Below are 22,684 nucleotides of genomic sequence, written 5' to 3' on the forward strand. Positions count from 1 at the left end.
TGCACAAACTTCGTTAGCTTGGCCAGAACGCCGAAATAGCTGCCAAGCCCCACTGGATTAGGTGATGGCACTCTAAAGAGCGGTAGCTATCAGAGGGGTGGCTAGAAAATTACAATTTCGTAAGAAAAGCTTGTAATGCCCGAAAACGCTGATGACACAGTCGAACCACCGAATTTCATTGCGAACGCGAGAGATGGCTAGCATGCGGCGTCAATGACCAAAATAACGACCAGATGACGAAATTGTAATTTTCCTATCACCATCCCGTTATCTTCCGCCTGCAAATATGAGCTCGGCGCTACGCGAGGCGCGCCGCCGGCTCAGAACTTATAACGACACCCGCGCCGGAAACATAATAAAAACTGCCGTAAATCAAAGGAGCATCGGATGAAAATCAAAGTACCACTGTATTTGGCGGCAGTTTCGGCGCTGTCTGGAAGCTATGCAGTTACTGCTCAAGCTGAAGATAAGCCCGAAGGTTTCATCGAAGGTAGCAGCCTTACAGTGCTCAACCGCAACTTCTATTTCAATCGTGATAACCGCGACAGCTCAGCTCCCACTTACAACAGCGGCAAGGGCAACACCAATGGCTACTCCGAGGCCTGGGCGCACGGGATCATCACCAAATTCAACTCTGGTTTTACCCAAGGGACGGTCGGCGTTGGTGTTGATGCCTTTGCCATGATAGGGCTTAAGCTCGATACTGGTGACGGGCGCAACGGCGGTCGTAGTTCATTCGACGTCATGCCTGTTGATAACAAAGGCGAAGCTCGCGACGAATACACCAAGGTTGGCGGGGCGGCTAAAGTTCGCTTGTTTGATACGGTCGTGAAAGTGGGTGATGTTTTCCCGTCGACGCCAGTTGTTGCATCAGGCGACTCGCGCCTGTTGCCTGAAAGCTTCCGCGGTGTGACCGTTGAGAACACCAGCATCCAGGGCCTCACCCTGCAGGGTGGCCGACTGCATGCGATGAGCCAGCCGGTCTCCAGCAATCTGAATGATAACTTCGCAACTTTCTACGGTGGCCCGGTTAACTCGCCTTGGGTAGGCTACGGTGGCGGTGATTACGCGATCAACGATAACTGGACCGTGAGCGTATACGCCAGTCAGTTGAAAGAAGTCTGGAACCAGTACTACGCTGGCACCAGCTTCGCCTATCCACTGAATGACGACCTTGCGCTGATTGGCGGCTTCAACTATTACAAAGCCGTGGATGAAGGGAAGCAGCGCCTAGGCGAGTTTGACAACGATATCTGGAGTGCCAAGGTCGGGGTCCGTTACGGCGCTCACACCCTGGCCCTGTCGCACCAACGCAACAACGGCGACGATGATTTCGACTACCTGCGTCAGTCAGACTCGATTTTCGTCGACAACTCTATCCAGTACAGCGACTTCAACTCGCCGAAAGAGCGTTCCTGGATGCTGCGCTACGACCTGAACTTCACCAGCTACGGCATTCCTGGTCTGACGTTCATGACCCGCTACGCTAGAGGCTCGGGCGCAGACTACTCGAACGCCAACCAGTTCTACATGCGCACCGACGCCAACGGTGATCCGCTCACCAATCAGAAACGTTGGGAGCGTGACGTAGAGGTTAAATATGTCGTGCAAACTGGTCCAGCAAAAGACCTGTCCTTCCGGTTGCGCCAGGCCACCACGCGTGCCACTGCATTCGAATCGGATCTGGATGAAACTCGTGTGATCATTGAGTACCCGCTTTCGATCCTGTGATTCTCTAAGGGGATCAGTTTATTCGTAAACTGGTCTCTTCAGAAAAATGTGCATTACGAATTCACCTTGAGTGGCTTAAGTGCTCCTTTGGTAAAAGGTGGATATTTGGCGCCCTTTGGGCGCCTTTTTTTTACCTAAAATTCAATCAACCGTTCGAGTGTACGCATTGCATGCCGGTGAAACTCATGGCTGCACCAATGACCAGTTTCCTCGACATGAGTAACTTCGCCGTCATCTGAACGGAACAAACTCAACACAAAGAAGAAAACAACCACATACTTCATAAGGTCAAATTACCTATTGGAGAGAGGGCCCGCACCTGTCGAACCCAAACCGCGAAAAGATATACCTCCAGACTATCAATCATATTACCTGGAAATTACAAATCCGTCATTTAGGCCCCACCCAGCTCATTTTGATTTACCATTCCTTTCAATAATGCCGGCGCGCGTGCGCGGTTAATTGCTCAGTGATATCGAGACAAAATCCCATGCGAATTCTGGTAATTGAGGACGAAGTAAAAACTGCGGAATATGTGCGTCAAGGCCTTACAGAATGCGGTTATGTCGTCGATTGCGTGCATACCGGGTCAGATGGGCTATTCCTAGCCAAGCAACACGAATACGAGTTGATTATTCTTGATATCAATCTGCCAGAAATGGATGGGTGGCAGGTACTTGAGCTTTTGAGGCGTAAAAATTGCCCCTCCCGCATCATGATGCTCACGGCGAGAAGTCGTTTGGCAGATAAGGTCCGGGGTTTGGAGAACGGTGCAGATGACTACCTGATCAAACCATTTGAGTTCCCAGAACTGCTAGCCCGGGTTCGCGCCTTAATGCGCAGGTCTGAACACCCTGCATCTGTGGAGATCATTCGTGTCGCTGACCTGGAGCTAGACCAGAGCCGTCACAGGGCCTTCAGGGACGGCCAGCGTATTGATCTGACGACGAAAGAGTTTGCACTTCTGCACTACCTAATGCGCAATACCGGCGTGGTGCTCAGCCGCACACAGATCATCTCACAGGTCTGGGATATGAACTTCGACTGCGATACAAACGTTGTAGAAGTGTCGATTCGAAGACTTAGAGCCAAGATCGATGACCCTTTCGAGACGAAGCTGATCCATACGCTTCGCGGTGTGGGCTATGTGCTTGAGAAGCGTTGATCGCCCGCTACTTAGTCATGAAAACAGAGCCAGGGATCATGCATGTAAGTCGAGCCATACTGTTTTTGACCCTTAGCGCGCGTTTCCTCACTAAACGTATGAGGTGTGCTGGACATAAGGTATAGCATAGATTATCAACAGGTAACGGAAGGCCAAGCGTATGCCAGAGCTGACGCACGCTCAGCGGACATTGTTTTTAACAGCGCCATGGCTTACCTCTGATACTGTGCGCCGGCGATGAGGTTAACCTCCCGACTACAGCACCAAGCAGGCTCAGTCGCCGCTCAACGATGATGGCGCCCGCCGGCTTTTCTGGTTCGTTGCAGGGCTACTCACGGTCATTGCCTTCGTCATGGCCACCCTCTCTGTGCATCTTCTCACCTCGCTCAAGGAACTTGGCCTTCCAACGGTCACGGTGTTGGCGGTGGGGATGGTCCTTGGGCCGGCCCAGGTGGTGGCAAGAGTATTGGAGTTCTCGCTTGCTCGGCATCTTCACCCAACCTGGTCGGCCGTGCCGGCGTGTTGGTGAGCTTCATCGGCATCTGCTTATTCATTCCTGGCGTGCCTTGGCTGGCATTCCCTGCAGCAGCGCTGTAGGGCGCCGGCATCGGGATTCTCACTATTGCCAGAGTCATCTTGCCTCTGGTGCTGTTTGGCAAGGGTATCGCGCACGCATGGGAGCATTAGCTCGCCCAATGGTCTTGGCGCAGGCCACGGGGCCGTTTGCTACGGCCTTTGTGCTGAGTACTCAAGGCGCACCTGTGCTCTTGCTCATGGCGGCGATGGTCGCTGTCGCGCTAGATAGCAGTTTCAAACTGCCCCTCAACCCAGTGCAACGTAGGTGAAGCTGGTGATTCTGCCCTCAAATCGGGGTACCCGCTAGATTTCCCCCCTAGCTTTGCCTTTGACTCTGCCTGGGGGTATACCGCCAGGGGATAATCGGCCTGCTTTGTCTTTGCGGATTGCCCTGCCAATTGACGGGGCCTACATAAGCCGTTTCCAATGCCCTCGACGTAGAACCATTCGCTCCGGCCGAAGCTGGCTGGTGGGCGTGAGCCAAGAGGCGTATCCTACAAATGCTTGCTCCGAGACTTGTTGGCCTACAGCCTCCCCTGGGAGACATCTGATAGCCCGCCGCCGAGGCGGGCTTTTTTGTCATCAGATCCGTAAGGCAGCGCCTTGGTGAATGGCTGCCCAAGCTAGGCTCCGCCAGAGCGCATGCTCAACATCAGCGGTCTACCCGTCTCCCTAGCCAGACGGTTAACGACGTATCCATATCCTTTGTCAGGCGCATGGAAAGCTGACTGGGCGAAAACGCTTACGCAGCCATTGCTTCGCAGGATGCAGCGCAGGCCAAACAGGTCTGTGCGCAATGCTGACAGTGGTCTGCCTTATGCTTACCGCACGCCTCCCCGCAGGCGCGGCAAATCCTTGCGCACAACGCACAAAATTCCTTGGCGAGCATGCTTTCTCGTGTCATCAAGGTAGCCGCCAGCTTGCACATATCTGCGCAATCCCTGTCCAGCTTGATGCAGTCAGCCATCATTTTTACGTCCTGCTCTCGCAGGCAGGCTGACGCGCAGACTTCACAGGCCAGCGCGCAGCGCATGCATTCCGAGATGCATTCATCAAAGCTACTGTTCATGATCATATCTCCGGTATCGGGTCGATGAGATGCCAGTGCACCGTCTCATGACGGTATGTAGCGTTCGACCTGACGGGGGCCTGAAGATTGATTACATTTCTGTAAGCTTGTCCGAATCATCTCGGTATGAAGGCGTGCCCGATCATTCAAGGCTTTTCAATCACTGCTTCTGGATGCTCACGATTTTCGCGACACTTCCCTCCATACGGAACCCAAATTTCACCTTGTCTCCTACGTTCAAGCCCTTCAGCTGTGCAGGCTCAGCTTGGAAGCCCATGGTCATCGCCGGCCATTTGAGCTCTGCTACCGGGCCGTGCGCCAAGGTGATTTTCCCGCTTTGAGGATCCAGCGCCTTAATTGTCCCTTCCGCATGCGCAGTGGGCGCCGCCTGGCTGCCTTGGCCACCCTCGGCGGAGGCTGGCATTTTCTTCATGTCCATACCATCCATGTCCTGGGCATGCACACTGGCGGCGAAAGCTGTGACCAGGCCTGCGATGACAATTAGCTTTTTCATTGGATTTCTCCTGAGAGGTTGGGGGTAGTTACAGCAAGTTCGCGGCGACGGATCAGCCAGTACGCCGCAGGGATTACAAAAAGTGAAAGCAAGGGGGCGGTGAGCATGCCGCCCACCATGGGCACCGCGATGCGGCTCATGACCTCGCTGCCGGTACCGCTGCTCCAGAGGATGGGCAGCAGGCCTGCAACGATGACTGCCACAGTCATTGCCTTGGGCCTGATGCGTTGCACCGCGCCCTCACGGATCGCGTCGAGCAGCGCTGCTCGTGTAGTTTCGCCGTTGGCCTGACGCTCAGCCCAAGCGTTATTCAGGTAGATGAGCATGATCACTCCGAACTCCGCCGCTACGCCGGCCAGGGCAATGAAGCCAACGCCTGTGGCCACTGAAAGGTTGTAGCCCAGCAGGTAGAGCAGCCAGACGCCCCCGGTCAGGGCAAAAGGTAAAGTGCCCATGATGAGCAGTGCTTCACCGAGGCGGCCGAAGGTCAGGTAGAGCAGCACGAAGATGATGGCCAGCGTCGCTGGCACCACCCAGGCCAGACGGGCGTTCGCCCGCTCCAGGTATTCGAACTGGCCGGAGTAGCTCAAGCTCATGCCTGAATCGAGCTTTACCTCGCTGTCGATCGCCTGACGTAAGTCTGCAACAACAGACGAAAGGTCCCGGCCGCGCACGTCGATGTACACCCAGCCCGAGGGGCGAGCATTCTCGCTCTTCAGCATGGGCGGGCCATCAGCAATACGTATGCGGGCCACGCTGCCGAGCGTCAGCTGGCCGCCCTGCGAGGTGTAGATCGGCAGCTGACGCAACGCCTCCACCGAATCACGCCATTCGCGTGGATAGCGCACGCTAATGGGATAGCGGGCCAAGCCTTCAACTGTTTCCCCGATGGTTTCGCCACCAATGGCGCCGGCCACGATGGCCTGTACGTCGGTGATGTTCAGACCGTAACGGGCAGCGGCATGGCGGTCGATATCCAGATCAATGTAGCGGCCACCAGTCAAACGCTCTGCCAGCGCCGAAGTCACTCCAGGCACCTTTTTCGCGGCCCGCTCCACAGCGAGAGTGGCCCGGTCTATCTGGCCTAGGTCGCTGCCGGCCACCTTGACGCCGATTGGGCTCTTGATGCCGGTGGCCAGCATATCGATGCGGTTGCGGATGGGCGGGATCCAGATGTTGGTCAGCCCAGGCACACGCACAGTGCGATCAAGCTCCTCGATAAGCTTGTCCGTGGTCATTCCTGGACGCCACTCACTCTTGGGCTTGAGCCGAACGGTGGTCTCGAACATCTCCAGCGGTGCCGGGTCGGTAGCTGACTCGGCGCGGCCGGCTTTACCAAAGACACTGGCCACTTCGGGAACAGTTCGAATCAGACGATCCGTTCGCTGCAACAGCTCTGAAGCTTTCTGCGCCGAGAGTCCAGGCAAGGCTGAAGGCATGTAGAGCAGATCACCTTCATCGAGCGGAGGAAGGAACTCGCCCCCAAGATGATTCAAGGGCCACAGACTGCTGAGCAGGATCACCAATGCTGCAGCGAGGGTAACCAGAGGCCGGCGCAGGACGACCTCCAATGCCGGACGGTATAGCCGGATGAGGCCCCGGTTGAGCGGGTTGCGCTGTTCCGCAGGCAGTGGCCCTCTGATCCAGTACCCCATCAGCACCGGTATCAGGGTCACCGATAGCGCAGCTGCCGCAGCCATTGCGTAGGTCTTGGTAAAGGCCAAGGGTGCAAAGAGGCGTCCTTCCTGGGCTTGCAGCGTGAACACCGGGATGAACGAAAGCGTGATGATCATGAGGCTGAAGAACAGTGCCGGCCCTACCTCGACGGCCGCCTCCGTCATTACCCTCCAATGCGCTTCTCCCCGCAAAGGTTGACCAGGATGCCGGATATGCCAGGCCTCAACACGTTTGTGGGCGTTCTCGATCATGACCACGGCAGCGTCCACCATTGCACCGATGGCAATAGCGATTCCGCCAAGGGACATGATGTTGGCGTTGATGCCCTGATGACGCATGACGATCAGCGCTATCAGGATTCCCACGGGCAGCGAAACGATAGCCACCAATGACGAGCGCAGGTGCCAGAGAAAGGCTGCGCATACCAACGCCACTACCAAGAACTCCTCGATCAGCTTGTGACTGAGGTTCTCCACGGCACGGTCGATCAACTGGCTGCGGTCGTAGACGGTGACAAGTTCCACCCCGGCTGGCAGGGCTTTCTTCAGGGTTTCGAGCTTAGCCTTGACGTCCGCGATGGCCTCACGAGCATTCTTCCCGCTGCGCAGGATCACCACACCTCCTACGGCTTCGCCGAGGCCGTCCAGTTCGCCTATGCCTCTGCGGGCTTCCGGACCTATCTGCACCGTAGCGACGTCGCCTAATGTCACCGGCACGCCCTTGGTAGCCAGTCGCAGGGGTATCGCTCTGAAATCATCCAGCGATCGCAGGTAGCCGGCCGCACGTACCATGAATTCCGCTTCGCCTTGCTCCAGTACACCGCCACCGGTCTCCTGGTTGGCCTTGCCTATAGCCTCCACCACCTCAGCCTGGGTGATACCGAGGCTGGCCATGCGCAGCGGATCGAGCACGACCTGATACTGCTTGACCATACCGCCGATGGTGGCCACTTCAGCGACATCCGGCAGCGTCTTGAGCTCATAGCGCAGGAACCAGTCCTGCAGGCTGCGCAGTTGCGACAGGTCATGGCCGCCGTTACGATCGACCAGCGCATATTGATAAATCCAGCCCACCCCGGTGGCGTCCGGGCCCAGTACCGGCTTGGCTGCGGCAGGTAATCGCGATTGCGCCTGGCTCAGGTACTCAAGAACCCGAGAGCGCGCCCAATACAGATCGGTGCCGTCCTCGAACAGCACATAGACGAAGCTGTCACCGAAGGCGGAGAAGCCGCGAACCGTTTTGGCCCCCGGAACCGAGAGCATGGTAGTGGTCAGCGGATAGGTCACCTGATTCTCAACGATCTGGGGAGCCTGGCCTGGGTAGGACGTGCGGATGATCACCTGCACGTCCGACAGGTCGGGCAAGGCGTCGATTGGTAGGCTACGCACCGAGACGAAGCCCCATGCCACCAGAAACAGCGTGGCGAGGAGCACCAGCACACGGTTGCCTACCGACCAGCGGATCAGTTTGGCAATCATGGTTGGCCCTCCAACACTTTGATCTGCTCAACGACCATGCCCTCGTCGCGTTCGCGTATGCCAAAGCGAATCTGCGCACCGATCTTGAGGCCATCAAGGAGAGACTGCTCAGCCACAGGGAAGGTCATGGTCATCCCTGGCATGCCCAGGGTGATGAAAGGACCGTGGGCAACGGTGAGCTGTGTGCCGTCTATCTGCACGACACGGCCATCCGCTTCATGCAGGGCTGGCCCCGCATTAGGCTGACTATCCTGCACCGTCGCCGCCTCGATGCCTTTCAAATTAGCGTCGGAGTCCAACAGGAATTGCCCGGACGCGACGATGCGCTGTCCTGCCTGAAGACCCTGCAACACCGCAACTTGGCCTTTGCTCTCCTGGCCCAACACGACTTCCACCGGCCGGAAGCGACCACCGTCTTCAGCCAGCATCACCAGGTCTCGCTTGCCGGTGCGGATGACCGCCTCGGCAGGCACCAAGAGGCTTTGCTTGGCAGACTCGCCGGGATGGAGAGCCACTTGAGCGGTCATCCCAGGACGAAGCCGCCCATCTCGGTTGGGCAACTCGATACGCAGGCGCAACGTGCGGCTCTGCAAATCGGCATCGGCCAATAGCGCAGTCAACTTGCCCGGTATGGGATCGCCTGGGAACGCTGGCAATTGCGCCTGCACAGGCTGGCCTTCGCGAAGGCCTTGAGCCTGGGCTTCCGGCACAGCCGCTTCCAGCCAGACGTTGGCCACTCCATTGATCCTTGCTAAGGTAGCGCCCGGCGTCAGCGTCATGCCGGGTCGCAGATCGAGAACCTGGATTACACCGGCAGTGGGTGCGGAGAGTGTGACCGAGAGCTGCACCTTCCCAGTGCTCGCGACCCGGTTGATCAGGTCGGCCGGCATGCCGGCGAGCACGAGCCGCTGTCGTGCCGCCGCCGTCAGCTGAGCGTCGCCAGAATGCCGCAACGCCAGGTATTCCTCCTGCAAACCAGCCCACTCCGGGGTCAGCACATCGGCTAGAGGAGCCCCTTTGGCAACGATGTCCCCCGTCGCTCGACCATAGACGCGTTCGACGTAACCGCCAGTACGGGCCTGCAACACGCTGAAGTCGCGTTCGTCGAACGTCAGAACGCCGCTCACACTTAGGGTCCGTTCTAGCCGGCCAGCCGTCACCGTTGCCAATCGAATCCCAAGGTTTTGCTGGAGCCCAGCCGAGACCTGAACCGCAGGCTGCTCCTCGCCAGCCGTGTCATCCGAATACTTGGGCACGAGCGGCATGTCCATGAACGGCGATTTTCCGGGCGCCGGGAAGTGCTGCTGGGGATACATCGGGTCGTACCAGTACAGCGCTTTTTTTTCCTGACCTAAGGGCTGCGATGGCGAATACGCACCTCTCCCACCTAGCCAGAAGCCAGCGCCTATTCCAATAGCAAGGGCAGCAGCCACGACGAAACCAATCGACCTATTCCTCATGCCCGCACCTCTCCATAAACGAAATGCAGACGCGCTGCTGTTGCCGCCAACTGTCCTTGCAGGTCCACATCCTGTAGTAGTGCCTCCACACGCTGCCGGCGTGCCGACAGCACTTCACTCAACGGCGACTTACCGGCGCGGTAATCCGCCAGAGCGAGGCGTACCCGGTCCTCGGCCAGGGGCAAAAGTGTTTCGCGACTGCGCCGCACTGCCCGTTGCAAGCGTTGGTACTCGACAAGGTCTGTTTCAAGCTGGGCTTGATGCTCGCGCAGGGCAGCGTCCTGCTCATCTTCCAATTGGCGAACTTGTGCGCGTCGTGCCGCAATCATCGGGTCTTGCCGTGAGCTGGTAAACAATGGCAATTGGAAGCTGACTTGCAGGCTGACCATGTTGCTGAAGTCCGGACCACGGCGCTGATAATCCACTCCCCAGGACCAATCCGATTTCTTTTCCGCCTGAGCCTGGTGTACCTGGGCTTGAGCCTCGCGTGTCATGGCGTTGTAGGTATTGAGCTCCGGATGGGCATGGACGGAGTGCAAGTATTCAGCTGCGTCTACAGGCCAGACAGGGAAGGTCGGCGCGCCTACTTCGGCGTCCTGCCCAATCCAGCGCTTCAGCGCGGCTCGCGCCTGAGCTGACTGACTCAATAGAACGTCTTTCTGCTCGTCCAACTGCGCGGCTTCTTGCTTGGGAGCCAGCGTATCGGCGCTGGAGCCTGCGCCTCCGGCCAGGCGGGCCCGCACCGTGGAAGCCAGCAGCTGGTTTTCTTTGTAGAAGGCGTCGAACTGTTCAAGCTTTCGCTGCACGGTGTACGCAGTAACCCAAGCCTGTGCGGTTGCCGCCCTAACCTTCAAGCGTTCGAAGATCGCCTCGGCATCGGCTCGCTCGACCGTGGCCTGCGCTGTCTCTATGCGAGCTTTGCGTTTGTCCCGGTTCGGTACTTCTTGGGACAGGCCAACCACCTGCATGGTCATGAAGTCTCTGTTCATGCTCCAGCGATCGGTGCCTTCAATCGGCAGGTTTTGTACCCCGAGATTCAGGCGCGGATCGGGTAGTTCGCCCGCTGGAATGACTGCGCTGCGCGCAGCTGATGCCTGCTCCTGGCGGGCCTGTAGAGAGGGAGCGTTACGTTCAGCCAGTTGCAGCGCCTCATCCAGCGACAGCGTTGCAGCCTGTGCCGAGACAGCCGGCAGCAGTATGAACAGGACGGCCGTGGTTATCCGTCCCTGAAAACGTTGGGGAGTCATGAAAATGATTCCTCGAAAGATCAGCGCCCAGGCGCGTGCCATCGCCCCGCTGCTAGGCGGAACGACGGTGTGAAATTAAGAGGGAATCAGACGCGGGGAGGACGCCACGGATCGGGGGGAGAACCTGTCGCTATGCCTACAGCGTAGGTATCGGCAGGTCGTGGCTTGGCGAAAGTCAGCCCAGGCGTCAGGAAGCTAATCTGTACGGTACTGGCAGTCCTGCACTCCTGGCCGACCTTGCAGGATTTGGCATGGTCGCCAGTCTTACCCAGGTCTTGGTCCTGGCAGCAGTCATGGTCCATGCCCGCCATCATTTCCATGCCCATCGCCTGCATTGGGCAAGGTTCAGTCGCCGAATCGATGCCCGCCATCCCGTTAAGCGGAAGCGCCACGATTAGCATCAGGAGGGTGAGTAGTCGAATGAGCCGATTCATGATGGGCGAGTATAGGTTACCGGGATGAGTTCAGCATTAAGGGGTTGGGGCTGCACTAACCAACCGCTTGGAGGCTGGGAGACTGATGAAGAATGTTGTGACACCCTCCGCTGATGTACACCAGATTCGTCCGCTATGAGCCTCGATGATAGAGCGGGTTATCGACAGCCCCAGGCCTGCATTGCTTGGGCCGCCTTCGCGTCTGGCTGGATCGGCTCGATAGAATCGGTCGAAGATCTTGCCAATGTGCTGGGGATCGATGGTTACCCCGCTGTTACGCACGGAAAGCGTCACGCTTTCAGGCGTCTGCTCGATCTGCACTGATATCTCGTTGCCTTCCGGGGTGTAGCGCAACGCGTTGGATAGAAGGTTGGAAAGCGCTCGGTCAATCATCAGGCGATCGCCACGAACCTTACCCTGCCCGTGTAGGGTCAGTTGGATGCCTTGATCCTCAGCCAGGAATTGGTAGTACTCGAACAGCTTTGATACGAGTTCGGAGAGCTCCACATCGATCTGCTCGGGCACGATCAGACCGTTATCCGCCTTGGCCAGGAACAGCATGTCGTCGATCATGCGCGACATGCGCTTGAGGTCTTCCAGGTTCGAATAGAGGTTTTCTTCATAGGCATCCAGGTCACGCTTCTTGGTGAGCACCACTTCGGTATGGGTCAGAAGGTTGCTGACTGGCGTTCTCAATTCGTGAGCGATATCGGCAGAGAAGTTGGACAACCGAACGAATGCATCCTCCAACCGTCCCAGCATCCCGTTGAAAGACAGGATGAGCTCCTGAAGCTCTAGCGGTACGGGCTCCAGCGGAATGCGTTCGCGAAGTGATCTTGCCGACATCCCGGTGGCCACTTTGGTGATTTGCCCAACAGGCCGAAGCCCGCTTTTGGCCACGACCCAGCCCAAGCCTGCGCTCACAATCGCGCTGATCACCAGACCAATTCCGAACCACCATTGCAGGGTGACAAAGAAATGGGCGTGAGTGGTGACATCGAGCATCAGCACGGCCGTCACCGGTTCCGGCTCGCCTGCAATGGTCAGCTGGGCGGTAATGCCGCGGAAGTTCTGCGCTTTATCCTGCCACTCCCAGACCGCACCCCGATGCGCCTGCTCGAACCGCTGAGGAATCTGGGAGGCTTTGGGGTCTGAAAACAGGACCGTTCCGTCAGCCTTGGTGATTTTCGCCGACAGATCCTGATGTGCGCCGAGCAATGCCCGCAGCTGCTGCTCCTGATCGTCGAGCCCGCCTCGCGCTGCTGAGATGGAAAGGATATGACGCGTTGACTCCAGCTTTTCAGAAAGCGCCTGCTCATCCAGCATCCGGAAATGGTGCTGGCTGAGCCCGTAGAAAGCGACGCCGGCAACCACCAGGACAGCAGTCACCGCGAACATGAACATCAGGGTCAGCCGCTTGACGAGCGATGATTGCGGGCGCATCACTCGGGCACATCCATCATGTAGCCCATGCCTCGGGCGGTATGGATTAGCTTTGGCGCGAAGTCGTCATCAATCTTGGCCCGCAGTCGGCGAATCGCGACCTCGATCACGTTGGTGTCACTGTCGAAATTCATGTCCCACACCTGAGAAGCGATCAGCGATTTGGGAAGCACCTCGCCGCGTCGGCGCATGAGCAGCTCCAACAGGGAAAACTCCTTGGCAGTAAGGTCGATCCGCTTGCCGTTTCGCGTAGCTCGACGCTTGAGCAGGTCCACCTCAAGGTCTGCCATCTTCATAGTGGTTTGAGCAGAACCACCGTTGCCTCTGCGCAGCAACGTACGAACTCGAGCCAGCAGCTCCGAGAACGCAAAGGGCTTCACCAGGTAATCATCAGCGCCCAGTTCCAAACCTTTCACGCGGTCGTCTACGCCGTCTCGGGCCGTCAAGAAAAGGACCGGCACATCCTGACCCGCCGCACGGATCTTGCGCAGGACATCCCAGCCATCGAGCCCCGGCATCATCACGTCGAGGATCAGCAAGTCATACGCTTCGCTCTGTGCCTGTTGCAGGGCGTCAGTGCCTGTCATCACCCGGTCAACGGTGAAGCCAGCTTCTGTTAGACCTTGCTGGAGGTAGACACCGGTTTTCGGCTCATCTTCGGCCACGAGTAATTTCATCTGCTCTCATCCACGCGGGGTGCATTTCCAGTTTGCGGGAAAAAAGAAGCCCAACCAGAAGCTGACGGAAAAGTAATGTCGAGATCAGTTTTCTGACAGCACCGCGAGGCTAACTTGACCCTGTACCTGACGCCATGAGGCGCAGAACCCACTGAGGATCTCCAGATGAACATGGTCAAAGCAATTGTGATGGTCGTTACCTTCGGCATGGCAGGCATTGCCCTGGCAGAGGGCGGCGCGGACCGGACCTTTGCACGGATGGAAGCGGCTCTCCAAAGCTCCATGCAGGCCTCCCAGGTTGCGCAGGGGAAGAAAGAGCAGGCGCCATTCGCCGCCCAGTCCAGCAAGCACGCGGGCCACGAAAGCTGCTGATCCTAGCTTACAGAAAAGTAATCATCCCGGAATCTGAACTATGGCTGTTTCAGAGTACGGCCTCTCATCAGCCTCGCGTAGTGGCGAAAGTCTACGAGACTGGTGAGAGCTCCAATGAACCCAAGGGCTGCACCATCTAGCAGCCTGGATATCAGCGATCTACCTGACTGGACGCAACGGCATGCAAAGCAAAACCACGAGACGATCTTTCGTCAAAGGCCTGGCCGCTACCGGACTTCTGGGTGGGCTCGGCATGTGGCGCGCGCCGGTCTGGGCCGTGACCAGCCCTGGCCAACCGAACGTGCTCAGCGGCACGGACTTCGATCTGTATATCGGCGAACTGCCCGTCAACATCACGGGTGCAGCTCGTACGGCCATGGCCATCAACGGCTCCGTGCCAGGGCCGATCCTGCGATGGCGCGAAGGCGACACCGTGACGCTGCGCGTACGCAACCGGCTGAAACAGGACACCTCCATTCACTGGCACGGCATCATCCTGCCCGCCAACATGGACGGTGTGCCGGGCTTGAGCTTCCACGGCATCGCTCCCGATGGCATGTACGAATACAAGTTCAAGGTCCACCAGAACGGCACTTACTGGTATCACAGCCACTCAGGCCTCCAGGAACAGTCCGGGGTCTATGGGGCGTTGGTGATCGATGCCAAGGATCCGGAGCCGTTTGTGTACGACCGTGATTACGTCGTCATGCTCAGCGATTGGACGGATGAAGACCCGGCGCGGGTGCTCTCCAAACTCAAGAAGCAATCTGACTACTACAACTTCCACAAGCGCACTGTAAGCGACTTCGTTGACGATGTGAGCGAGAAAGGCTGGTCGGCCGCTGTAGCGGATCGGAAGATGTGGGCTGAAATGAAGATGAGCCCCACCGACCTCGCTGACGTGAGCGGGTATACCTACACCTACCTCATGAACGGCCAGGCTCCGAACGGCAACTGGACGGGACTCTTCAAGCCCGGCGAGAAGATCCGCCTGCGCTTTATCAACGGCTCGGCCATGACCTATTTCGATGTCCGGATTCCTGGGCTCAAGATGACGGTTGTGGCTGCTGACGGCCAGTACGTCAAACCCGTATCGGTCGATGAGTTCCGGATCGCCGTTGCCGAAACCTACGATGTCATCGTCGAACCTGAAAACGAGCAGGCCTATACGATCTTCGCGCAATCCATGGACCGTACCGGGTACTCCCGAGGCACCCTGGCAGTTCGTGAAGACTTGCAAGCGCCCGTACCGGAGGTAGATCCACGCCCGATCATCGCCATGAGCGATATGGGCATGGACCACGGCAGCATGGGCGGAATGGATCACGGCGGCATGGCTGGCATGGACCAAGGGAACATGGCCGGCATGGATCACAGCAAGATGGCTGGGATGGACCATGGCAGCATGGCCGGCATGGACCACAGCAAGATGGCTGGAATGGATCACGGCAACATGGCCGGCATGGACCACAGCAAGATGGCTGGAATGGACCATGGCAACATGGCCGGCATGGACCACAGCAAGATGGCTGGAATGGACCATGGCAGCACGGCCGGCATGGACCACAGCAAGATGGCTGGAATGGACCACGGCAACATGGCCGGCATGGATCACAGCAAGATGGCTGGGATGGGTCATGAGGGCATGGCCGGCATGAGCGGTGCAATGCAGAGCCATCCGACTTCCGAGACCAACAACCCGTTGGTCGATATGCAGACCATGTCGCCGACCCCGAAGCTGAACGATCCGGGAATTGGCCTGCGCAACAACGGGCGCCGAGTGCTGACCTACGCCGATTTGCGGAGCACCTTCATCGATCCCGATGGTCGAGAGCCTGGACGCACAATCGAACTGCACCTTACCGGCCAAATGGAGAAGTTCGCATGGTCGTTCGACGGTATCAAATTCTCCGACGCTGAACCGCTGCGGTTGAAATATGGCGAGCGTCTTCGCATCACCTTGGTCAACGACACCATGATGACTCACCCCATCCATCTCCACGGTATGTGGAGTGATCTGGAGGACGAGAACGGCAACTTCATGGTTCGCAAGCACACCATCGACATGCCACCTGGCTCAAAACGAAGCTATCGCGTCACCGCAGATGCCTTGGGACGTTGGGCCTATCACTGTCACCTACTGTTCCACATGGAAATGGGCATGTTCCGAGAAGTCCGTGTGGACGAATGAACTGGAGATTTGAGATGAGCAAACCAATGAAACGAAGCGCCTTTTTCCTCTCTGCTGCGATGGTCGGCATGTTGGCTGTTTATGCCCCGTCGTCGTGGTCTAGCGACAACCACGATCAGCATTCCCAGAAATCCACCGAGGCCGGTAAAGCCAAAGGTTCGCAGGACAAGCAGGGCCAGGGCATGAACCATGAAGGCATGGACCATGGGTCCATGGAAGGTATGGACCACGGCTCGATGAAGGGGATGGACCATGGCTCGATGAAGGGGATGGACCATGGCTCGATGGAAGGCATGGACCACGACAAAATGATGGAATCGCATGGCAGCGACAAAGCTAAGGCAGGGAAAGATGGTCAATAGCCTTGGGCGGCCTTCGCTGCTGGCCCTGACTGTTTCAATCGGCATGCTGGGCGTAACGCCCAGCTTCGCCGCTGAAGAAATGGATCACTCGGGCATGGATCATTCGAAAATGGGGCACGGTTCCATGCAAATGGATGCTGCTCCGTCCGAATCGATGCCGGCGATGGATCACAGCAAGATGGGGATGAGCAAACAGCAGAAACAGCCTGCCCCTGTTGATCACAGCCAGATGGGGCATGCTCAAAGCCAGAGCAAATCCAGCCCGGTGGACCATAGCAAGATGGACCACAGCAAAATGGGCCATGGAAACATGAAGGGCATGGATCACGGTTCGATGAAGGGCATGGACCATTCCCAGATGAATCCTGGTTCAGCGACTTCTCCGACCACAACGAGCCGCACGCCGATTCCAGTGCTCACTGATGCCGACCGCGAGGCAGCCTTTCCGCCTTTGGGTGGCCACCAGGTGCACGACAGCGGAATCAACAGCTTCTTTCTGTTGGACCAGCTCGAATACCAGGACGCCGATGAGGGCAGCACCCTGGCTTGGGATGCATCTGGCTGGGTAGGTAGCGACATCAATCGACTCTGGGTTCGGTCGGAAGGCGAGCGCACCAACGGGGTAACCGAAGATGCTGAGCTGCAACTGCTATACGGGCGCTCGGTCAGTCCTTGGTGGGACGTGGTCGCCGGGGTCCGTCAGGATTTCAAACCGGAATCACCGCAGACCTGGGCAGCCTTTGGTATTCAGGGCATGGCCTTGTATGACTTCGAGGCCGAAGCTACGGCGTTCATCGGCGAAAACGGCCAGACTGCTGCGCGTCTTGAAGGCGAATACGACATCCTGCTGACCAATCGCTTGATTTTGCAGCCCACGGCTGAGGCGAACTTCTATGGCAAGAACGATCCTGAGCGCGGTGTTGGATCGGGTCTGGCCAATACCGAAGTCGGGCTGCGTCTACGGTATGAAATCGTCCGCCAGTTTGCCCCGTACATAGGCGTTACCTGGAGCCGCTCCTACGGCAACACCGCTGACTTCATCCGAGACGAGGGTGGAGATGTTGATGAGGCACGCTTCGTTGCCGGTATCAGGATGTGGTTCTGAGAATTCCAACATGAAAAGAACAATTACAACGCTGCTTGTGGCCGGTGCTGTCGGAAGTGCTGCGGTATTGGGCACCGCGTATTTCGGCTTGGTGAATGTCGGCGCCGATGATCCTCACTTCCCGGCTGTCCATTCGTTTCTCGCCATGGCTCGCGACCGGTCGATTGAGGTTCGAGCGCGAGACATTGAAGTGCCTGACCTGAAGAACGCTGCGTTGATCAAGGCAGGCGCAGGCAACTACAACGCCATGTGCATTGGGTGCCACCTCGCCCCTGGCGTTGGAAAGACAGAACTCAGCCAAGCGCTATACCCGTCGCCACCTGACCTCACCAAGGTGGGTGTCGGAGACGATCCGGCTGCCGCATTCTGGACGATCAAGCACGGCATCAAAGCCACCGGCATGCCCGCCTGGGGCAAGAGCATGGGTGATGAGTACATCTGGGGAATAGTCGCGTTCCTTGACCAACTGCCCCAAATGAATTCTGAGCAGTACAAGGCGTTGGTGGCCACGAGCGGCGGCCATCAGCACGGCGGCGGTGAAAGCGATATGCATAATCATGAGGGCCAGCACGGCGGGAGCGGTCATGCCGAGCGTGGCGATCACGACGAAGCGGCAGATGACGACCATGCTCAGACAGCTCACGACCATGGAGCTGCACCCGCAGGCGCCGCCCAAGCGGCAGATCATCACGGTGACCACAATGCGGCCGAAGCCCATTCGGACGCCCACCCGAAATCGTCGACAAAGACGCATGTTCACAAAGACGGTAAGGAGCACACTCATGCCAACTAACCGGATACTCGTTCGGCTAGCCGCAATCGCTGGGCTGCTGGTGGCCTCGGCGGCCTACGCCGCAGAGTCATTGTCCATCGACGTTCACCGAGATGCGAACTGCGGTTGCTGCAAGAAGTGGATCGCGCACCTGGAAGCCAATGGTTTCAAAGTGACCGACCATGTTGAGACGGACATGAGCGCAGTGAAACAGAAGCTGGGCGTAGCGCCACGGTTAGCCTCCTGCCACACAGCCGTGATTGACGGAAAGTTTGTTGAAGGTCACGTGCCAGCTGAGCAGATTCGAGAACTCAAGGAGCGGAACGATCTGGTAGGGATCGCCGTGCCAGGAATGCCAGCTGGATCCCCAGGCATGGAGGTTGATGGTGTAAGCCATGCCTACCAGGTTATTGGTTTGACCAAAAGCGGCGAGGACCAAGTAGTCGCCAACTATCCAGCCAAATAACCCACCGACCAGAAGGACGGCAGTAGGCTGACTGCCGTCCCATAAATCCCCGCTAGAAAGTTTCATCAGCTCAACACGACGACACAGAGGGCCTGCAAAGCGTAGCTAATCAGATTCACGGCGCTCGCGGACTGGCTTGAGTACGATATCGCCGTTGATAAGCTCGATGGAGAGTCTGTCGCCCGTCGTGACCCCGAGCTCGCTCAGAATGTCGTCGGGTAGTTCCACAATCACATCGCCGGAGCCGTCGCCGGGATCAAGGCACTTGACCGTGGTGCGCGCTGATTGAGTCATTGGGCTGTCCTGCCTGAGCTACCAATTCTCATCGTACTCCACCAGTCATGAAAGCCGGTAACCAGGCGATCAATCGCCGGAATTGACGCTTCAACCCGGCTTTTTATCAGCGTAAGTCCTGCCCGCTCGATCAGTGCTCAGTTCTGGCCCCGGCAACCGATACCAGCGGTCCGGTACTCAAGGATTTTCAGGTCTCCATTGGAATCCTCGTAGTTCATCTGTGCTGGCATCACGTCACAGCTCGCCTTGGTCGATGTCATGCTGATTACTCTCGCCACGTCGAGCCGCATCCCGTAGCGATAATGGATCACCTCCGGTGGCTTCATATCATTGACGGCCGCATAAGCTCGCATAGCTTGCTCATTGGCCTGAATCATCTTCCCGTATAGACGGTCGGATCCTCCTTCGGCGAGCGCGGTTGAGGAGGCCACTATGGCCAGGATGGCCGCGATGCTTTTGATGACTTTCATTTCAATCACTCCAATAGACGTGACTGAAGATTAGGATTTTGTCGCTGTCAATTGAGTGATACGGGGATTACAAGGTTGTAAGTCCGGCTTGCAGATGGAGGTAGCGTTGCGTCTACACGGCATACCAATTCCCCTCAGGCACACTACTGATAGACACCCAGGCGAAGACGCTCAAGATAGTCCGCTACCACGCTGAATCCGAGCGACGTGTCGAGCATCTCGAAGGGTACAAACCCCATCAAACGGCCGCACGGCCGACAAAGCCACTGCTCCGCGAGCATCTGAGAGCCAAATACCTTCGACGCAAGCTCCAGTCCTTTCGCATATTGAAACGCCACCGCGCTCTGCTGGGCATCCAGGCGATGGGCCTGAACGGAATGGCTCAGACGGTGAACGCTTCTGGTCGATATTCCTGTGATTCGCCTGACGAGGTTACGAGCCTTGAATAGGCTTGAGGACTCGACCATGCATTTCACGTCGCTGAAAAAAAATCCTGTTTGGACAAGACGCAGGAGCTCCAGCTGGCTCAACTCATCAAGGTCGGTATGAACCAAGTGGAACGTTGGTGCAAAAGCCTGCGATTCAACAGGTGGGGGCGTGCTTGTAGGATTCATTGCATCGACCTCCTCTTGTGCGTTGGCTGTCAGACTAGATCGAATTTGATTCCCAAGCACGCCCGACGCCCTTTAACCTTCACACCTTAGCCCAAAACGATCACTAATGTGTATGCAGTACCGGTGTCTTCTAACTAAAATGCCATACCACTCGTCTTCCAGAACATCATTGCATGAAAATTTTCACACCATTACCTGGAGAATATATCGCATCTGCGCTTAAGCGCGGCAATGAGCTCCTAGGCATTAAATCGTTGAAAACTGAAGATTTCTATATAAAAGCGAAACCTCGTATTGGGTTCGGAATTAATAAGACTTTGGGGAAGTTGCAAACAGAGTGGCGGCCGCATCAAGAATTCTATTACCCAAAGCTGCTAGACGAGCACAAGATTTCGGACCTAGCCTTAAGCGATCACACTTTGTATCCTATGATAGCTGCCCTCGGGCGTCATCGAGCGACCGCAATCGTCACACCGAAAACTTGGGAAAAGGTTTGTCCAGATTGTGTTCGCGAAGACTTGGATAATTGCGGAAGCCCCTATATTCATCGCAGGCACGTATTGGGTTCCGTACAGGTGTGCAGTACTCATGCCTGCGCTCTAATCGAGACATGTCCGACCTGCTCAATACCAATGAAAAAGCACGAGATTAATCACCTAGCCAAGTGCAGCAAGCTTAACACATGGTCAAAACGTCAAAAGCGAGAATTCGGATCAAACCGTCATATGTATGCCAAATTTGTCGCAGACCTTTTGGACTATAGCGGCCCTATGATCAAGGATGGAATGGCAGACTTTGTCGCATATGCAAGCCTCATGATAAATCGAACTAGCGCATTCGAAAAAACCCAGCTGAATATTTCCAAACTGATCAACGAAGAAATGGGCATAACTTCGAGACTCACCCATGTCAGTATCTCTACCAGCGACAAATATCCTATCTATGTGTTTCTTGGATGCCACACCGCTGAAAATTATTTCAACTTGCTAAATAATAAGGATGAGCAAGACGTGCTGCGGGAGAAGAAAACAGTCATATTCAATAAACTTTTGCACGAAGCCATGAAAACTAATCCATATCGTCACGTATCTGCGTAAAGACTTCATCTTCGGATACGCGAGATATTCTTATTCCTGCATAACGGTATAAAACACTCATCGCACAGTTTTCAGTCAGCGAGTATTCTCGAATTGCCCACCGGATTTTACGTAGCTGATGGTCATGAGTAGACTCAAGTAAACCCGCCATCAACCTAGTGCTCATCGGAAAGTGGTCCGGCATCTTGAGGAAAGCATGAGCGTTTAGGACACGCCTACATAGAGCAGCGCGGGTGACCTGCTGAGGCTTTCCGTCTACAGAAAGAATCATCGTCTTCGCTTTAGCGAGCTCCAACGCAAGGGCCGAGTCCCTGGATTGCCAATCGATCAAAATTCTTCGGTCTCTGTGGTAGGGGTTCCCAGCAACATAACGGGCCAACCATTCCCTGTCGTGGCGGTACAACCACTGATAGCCCGGCTTGTCATGACATTTGAGATTCGTACTCTTCGCAAACGCTATTCGCCGGGCGTGAAGGTCATCGTCAGGGATGAGGTTATTCGGTTCATCAGGCCGGACCACAATACCAGCGCGATTAACGTCCTCTAGACGGTAGGTCTTCAGGTGCTCCAGCTCTAGATCAAGGAGCCAGCAGAGAAAATAGAACTTGAAAGGCTGCACGGTTCGACCTTGTCGCCGCAATATCTGAAAGACCCACTCAGCGGATCGAACCATTTCTTCGAATTCGGCGGCGCTAGGACTGCACCGAAGTCGCCTGGTTAAAAAATCTCTCAGCATCTGCTCTCTAATTCGTCCAGACCTGATAAAACCCATCTCGTCCAAACGGTTCCTGAGCAAATTTCCAGCCAGAATCGTTTTCATCTCATTGGGATGGTCTAGCCCCCACAGCTGCATGTGGGCAATGGCAACGGCCCCGCTGTGGTCACCACAGTCCATAACCGGCGTTCCAGCAGATTCCCCCGGAAGCAACATACAACGCCAATCTGACCATCCGGGGAATCTAATCGCCTGTAGTACTTCGCTGTGGCGTGGACAAATGCAAGTGCCCGATGCTTGGTGAATACGATGCCAATAAGCTGAGCCGCACTCCAGAATGTCCTCTCTGACGCAGCTCTCGCAATACCTAAACGAGGCGTGTTGGAGGAAACGCGATGCTGTAATGCCCAAGGCCATCTTGAGGCCTGTACCTCGATTACCTCCCATTAGAACGGCAGCATCGCGGCCCTTCTCGTCGTCCAAAAAAGGCAGAAAAAGCGGTAAAAGCGTGAAGCGCTCGATCAGCTCTCCTACAGAGAAGGCGCCTCTGAGACGTTCAGACAGAGCCTCTAAGCAGCACGGCAGGATGGAACCGCAGGTACGCGAGTAGCTACCGAACAGCTCTTGGCTGGTCGCTCGGTATCCCTGATTCGCTGCTAGCTTGTGATAGCGCACGGCCAGGCTATAGAGCGACTCATCCGGAAACGGCTGGGGGAAGAACAGAAGGTTAGCCACTGCCCTGAGCTCCCCTGCGT

20 protein-coding genes are annotated in these 22,684 nt (G+C 56.7%); 9 read left to right on the plus strand and 11 right to left on the minus strand.

From position 1 onward, the window contains the following. The first annotated feature begins 387 nt into the window (after positions 1–387). Together FPB55_RS25905 and FPB55_RS25910 are read left to right on the plus strand one after the other, a co-directional pair. The gene (locus FPB55_RS25905) at positions 388–1,731 is read left to right on the plus strand and encodes an OprD family porin (protein ID WP_013974881.1); all 1,344 of its coding nucleotides are present in this window, start codon (positions 388–390) and stop codon (positions 1,729–1,731) included. A 490-nt stretch (positions 1,732–2,221) separates the two neighbouring features. Then, positions 2,222–2,896 (plus strand): heavy metal response regulator transcription factor, encoded by a 675-nt coding sequence (locus FPB55_RS25910; RefSeq protein WP_013974882.1) that lies wholly within the window; start codon positions 2,222–2,224, stop codon positions 2,894–2,896. Between the two features lie 1,318 nt (positions 2,897–4,214). Here FPB55_RS25910 and FPB55_RS25920 read toward each other — a convergent pair. From FPB55_RS25920 to FPB55_RS25955, 7 genes are all read right to left on the minus strand, one after another. After that, positions 4,215–4,541, minus strand: a complete 327-nt coding sequence (locus FPB55_RS25920; RefSeq protein ID WP_085982928.1) for a four-helix bundle copper-binding protein — start codon at positions 4,539–4,541, stop codon at positions 4,215–4,217. 160 nt (positions 4,542–4,701) lie between these two features. Beyond that, positions 4,702–5,055 carry a copper-binding protein gene (locus FPB55_RS25925; RefSeq protein ID WP_047595905.1) on the minus strand — a complete coding sequence of 118 codons (354 nt, stop codon included), beginning with the start codon at positions 5,053–5,055 and terminating at the stop codon, positions 4,702–4,704. Continuing rightward, positions 5,052–8,210, minus strand: coding sequence for an efflux RND transporter permease subunit (locus tag FPB55_RS25930; protein WP_013974884.1), 3,159 nt, complete (start codon positions 8,208–8,210; stop codon positions 5,052–5,054). The genes FPB55_RS25925 and FPB55_RS25930 overlap by 4 nt, the downstream gene beginning before the upstream one ends. Beyond that, positions 8,207–9,670: an efflux RND transporter periplasmic adaptor subunit gene (locus FPB55_RS25935; protein ID WP_044047188.1), complete on the minus strand. Its 1,464-nt coding sequence runs from the start codon at positions 9,668–9,670 to the stop codon at positions 8,207–8,209. Before FPB55_RS25935 ends, FPB55_RS25930 begins: the two co-directional genes overlap by 4 nt. Continuing rightward, entirely contained in the window at positions 9,667–10,917 is a 1,251-nt protein-coding gene (locus tag FPB55_RS25940) for a TolC family protein (protein WP_049798466.1), read from the minus strand. Before FPB55_RS25940 ends, FPB55_RS25935 begins: the two co-directional genes overlap by 4 nt. Before the next feature lie 470 nt (positions 10,918–11,387). Continuing rightward, positions 11,388–12,794, minus strand: coding sequence for a heavy metal sensor histidine kinase (locus FPB55_RS25950; protein WP_047595906.1), 1,407 nt, complete (start codon positions 12,792–12,794; stop codon positions 11,388–11,390). Continuing rightward, a complete protein-coding gene (locus FPB55_RS25955; RefSeq protein WP_044047190.1) occupies positions 12,794–13,471 on the minus strand; it encodes a heavy metal response regulator transcription factor in 678 nt (225 codons plus the stop codon). The genes FPB55_RS25950 and FPB55_RS25955 overlap by 1 nt, the downstream gene beginning before the upstream one ends. Before the next feature lie 165 nt (positions 13,472–13,636). On the opposite strand from FPB55_RS25955, the gene FPB55_RS25960 reads away from it, so the two are divergent. The 6 genes from FPB55_RS25960 (at position 13,637) to FPB55_RS25985 (ending at position 18,739) form a co-directional block, all read left to right on the plus strand. Next, positions 13,637–13,843 carry a co-regulatory protein PtrA N-terminal domain-containing protein gene (locus FPB55_RS25960; RefSeq protein WP_013974890.1) on the plus strand — a complete coding sequence of 69 codons (207 nt, stop codon included), beginning with the start codon at positions 13,637–13,639 and terminating at the stop codon, positions 13,841–13,843. A 181-nt stretch (positions 13,844–14,024) separates the two neighbouring features. Continuing rightward, positions 14,025–16,034, plus strand: coding sequence for a copper resistance system multicopper oxidase (locus FPB55_RS25965; RefSeq protein ID WP_044047191.1), 2,010 nt, complete (start codon positions 14,025–14,027; stop codon positions 16,032–16,034). Positions 16,035–16,048: 14 nt separating this feature from the next. Then, positions 16,049–16,396 carry a hypothetical protein gene (locus FPB55_RS25970; RefSeq protein ID WP_013974892.1) on the plus strand — a complete coding sequence of 116 codons (348 nt, stop codon included), beginning with the start codon at positions 16,049–16,051 and terminating at the stop codon, positions 16,394–16,396. Continuing rightward, a complete protein-coding gene (locus tag FPB55_RS25975) occupies positions 16,386–17,501 on the plus strand; it encodes a copper resistance protein B (RefSeq protein ID WP_044047193.1) in 1,116 nt (371 codons plus the stop codon). Before FPB55_RS25970 ends, FPB55_RS25975 begins: the two co-directional genes overlap by 11 nt. A 10-nt stretch (positions 17,502–17,511) precedes the next feature. Further along, a complete protein-coding gene (locus tag FPB55_RS25980; protein WP_013974894.1) occupies positions 17,512–18,294 on the plus strand; it encodes a cytochrome c in 783 nt (260 codons plus the stop codon). Next, a complete protein-coding gene (locus FPB55_RS25985; protein ID WP_044047194.1) occupies positions 18,284–18,739 on the plus strand; it encodes a DUF411 domain-containing protein in 456 nt (151 codons plus the stop codon). Before FPB55_RS25980 ends, FPB55_RS25985 begins: the two co-directional genes overlap by 11 nt. Positions 18,740–18,844: 105 nt before the next feature. On the opposite strand, the gene FPB55_RS25990 is transcribed toward FPB55_RS25985, so the two are convergent. The 3 genes from FPB55_RS25990 to FPB55_RS26000 form a co-directional block, all read right to left on the minus strand. Beyond that, on the minus strand, positions 18,845–19,033 hold the full coding sequence (locus tag FPB55_RS25990) for an AbrB/MazE/SpoVT family DNA-binding domain-containing protein (protein WP_044047195.1): 189 nt from the start codon (positions 19,031–19,033) through the stop codon (positions 18,845–18,847). A gap of 137 nt (positions 19,034–19,170) precedes the next feature. Next, positions 19,171–19,503 (minus strand): DUF2790 domain-containing protein, encoded by a 333-nt coding sequence (locus FPB55_RS25995; protein ID WP_044047196.1) that lies wholly within the window; start codon positions 19,501–19,503, stop codon positions 19,171–19,173. Between the two features lie 143 nt (positions 19,504–19,646). Beyond that, complete coding sequence (locus tag FPB55_RS26000) at positions 19,647–20,117, minus strand: antitoxin Xre/MbcA/ParS toxin-binding domain-containing protein (protein WP_044047197.1); 471 nt, start codon at positions 20,115–20,117, stop codon at positions 19,647–19,649. Between the two features lie 173 nt (positions 20,118–20,290). Here FPB55_RS26000 and FPB55_RS26005 point away from each other — a divergent pair, with 173 nt between their 5' ends. Further along, positions 20,291–21,214, plus strand: a complete 924-nt coding sequence (locus FPB55_RS26005; protein WP_114167560.1) for a TniQ family protein — start codon at positions 20,291–20,293, stop codon at positions 21,212–21,214. Here the strand turns inward: FPB55_RS26005 and FPB55_RS26010 are convergent. Beyond that, on the minus strand, positions 21,186–22,664 hold the full coding sequence (locus FPB55_RS26010) for a TniQ family protein (protein ID WP_013974897.1): 1,479 nt from the start codon (positions 22,662–22,664) through the stop codon (positions 21,186–21,188). The genes FPB55_RS26005 and FPB55_RS26010 overlap by 29 nt on opposite strands. Positions 22,665–22,684 lie beyond the last annotated feature (20 nt).

It is taken from the genome of Pseudomonas sp. BJP69 (assembly GCF_007633355.1).
GTDB lineage: Bacteria > Pseudomonadota > Gammaproteobacteria > Pseudomonadales > Pseudomonadaceae > Aquipseudomonas > Aquipseudomonas juntendi.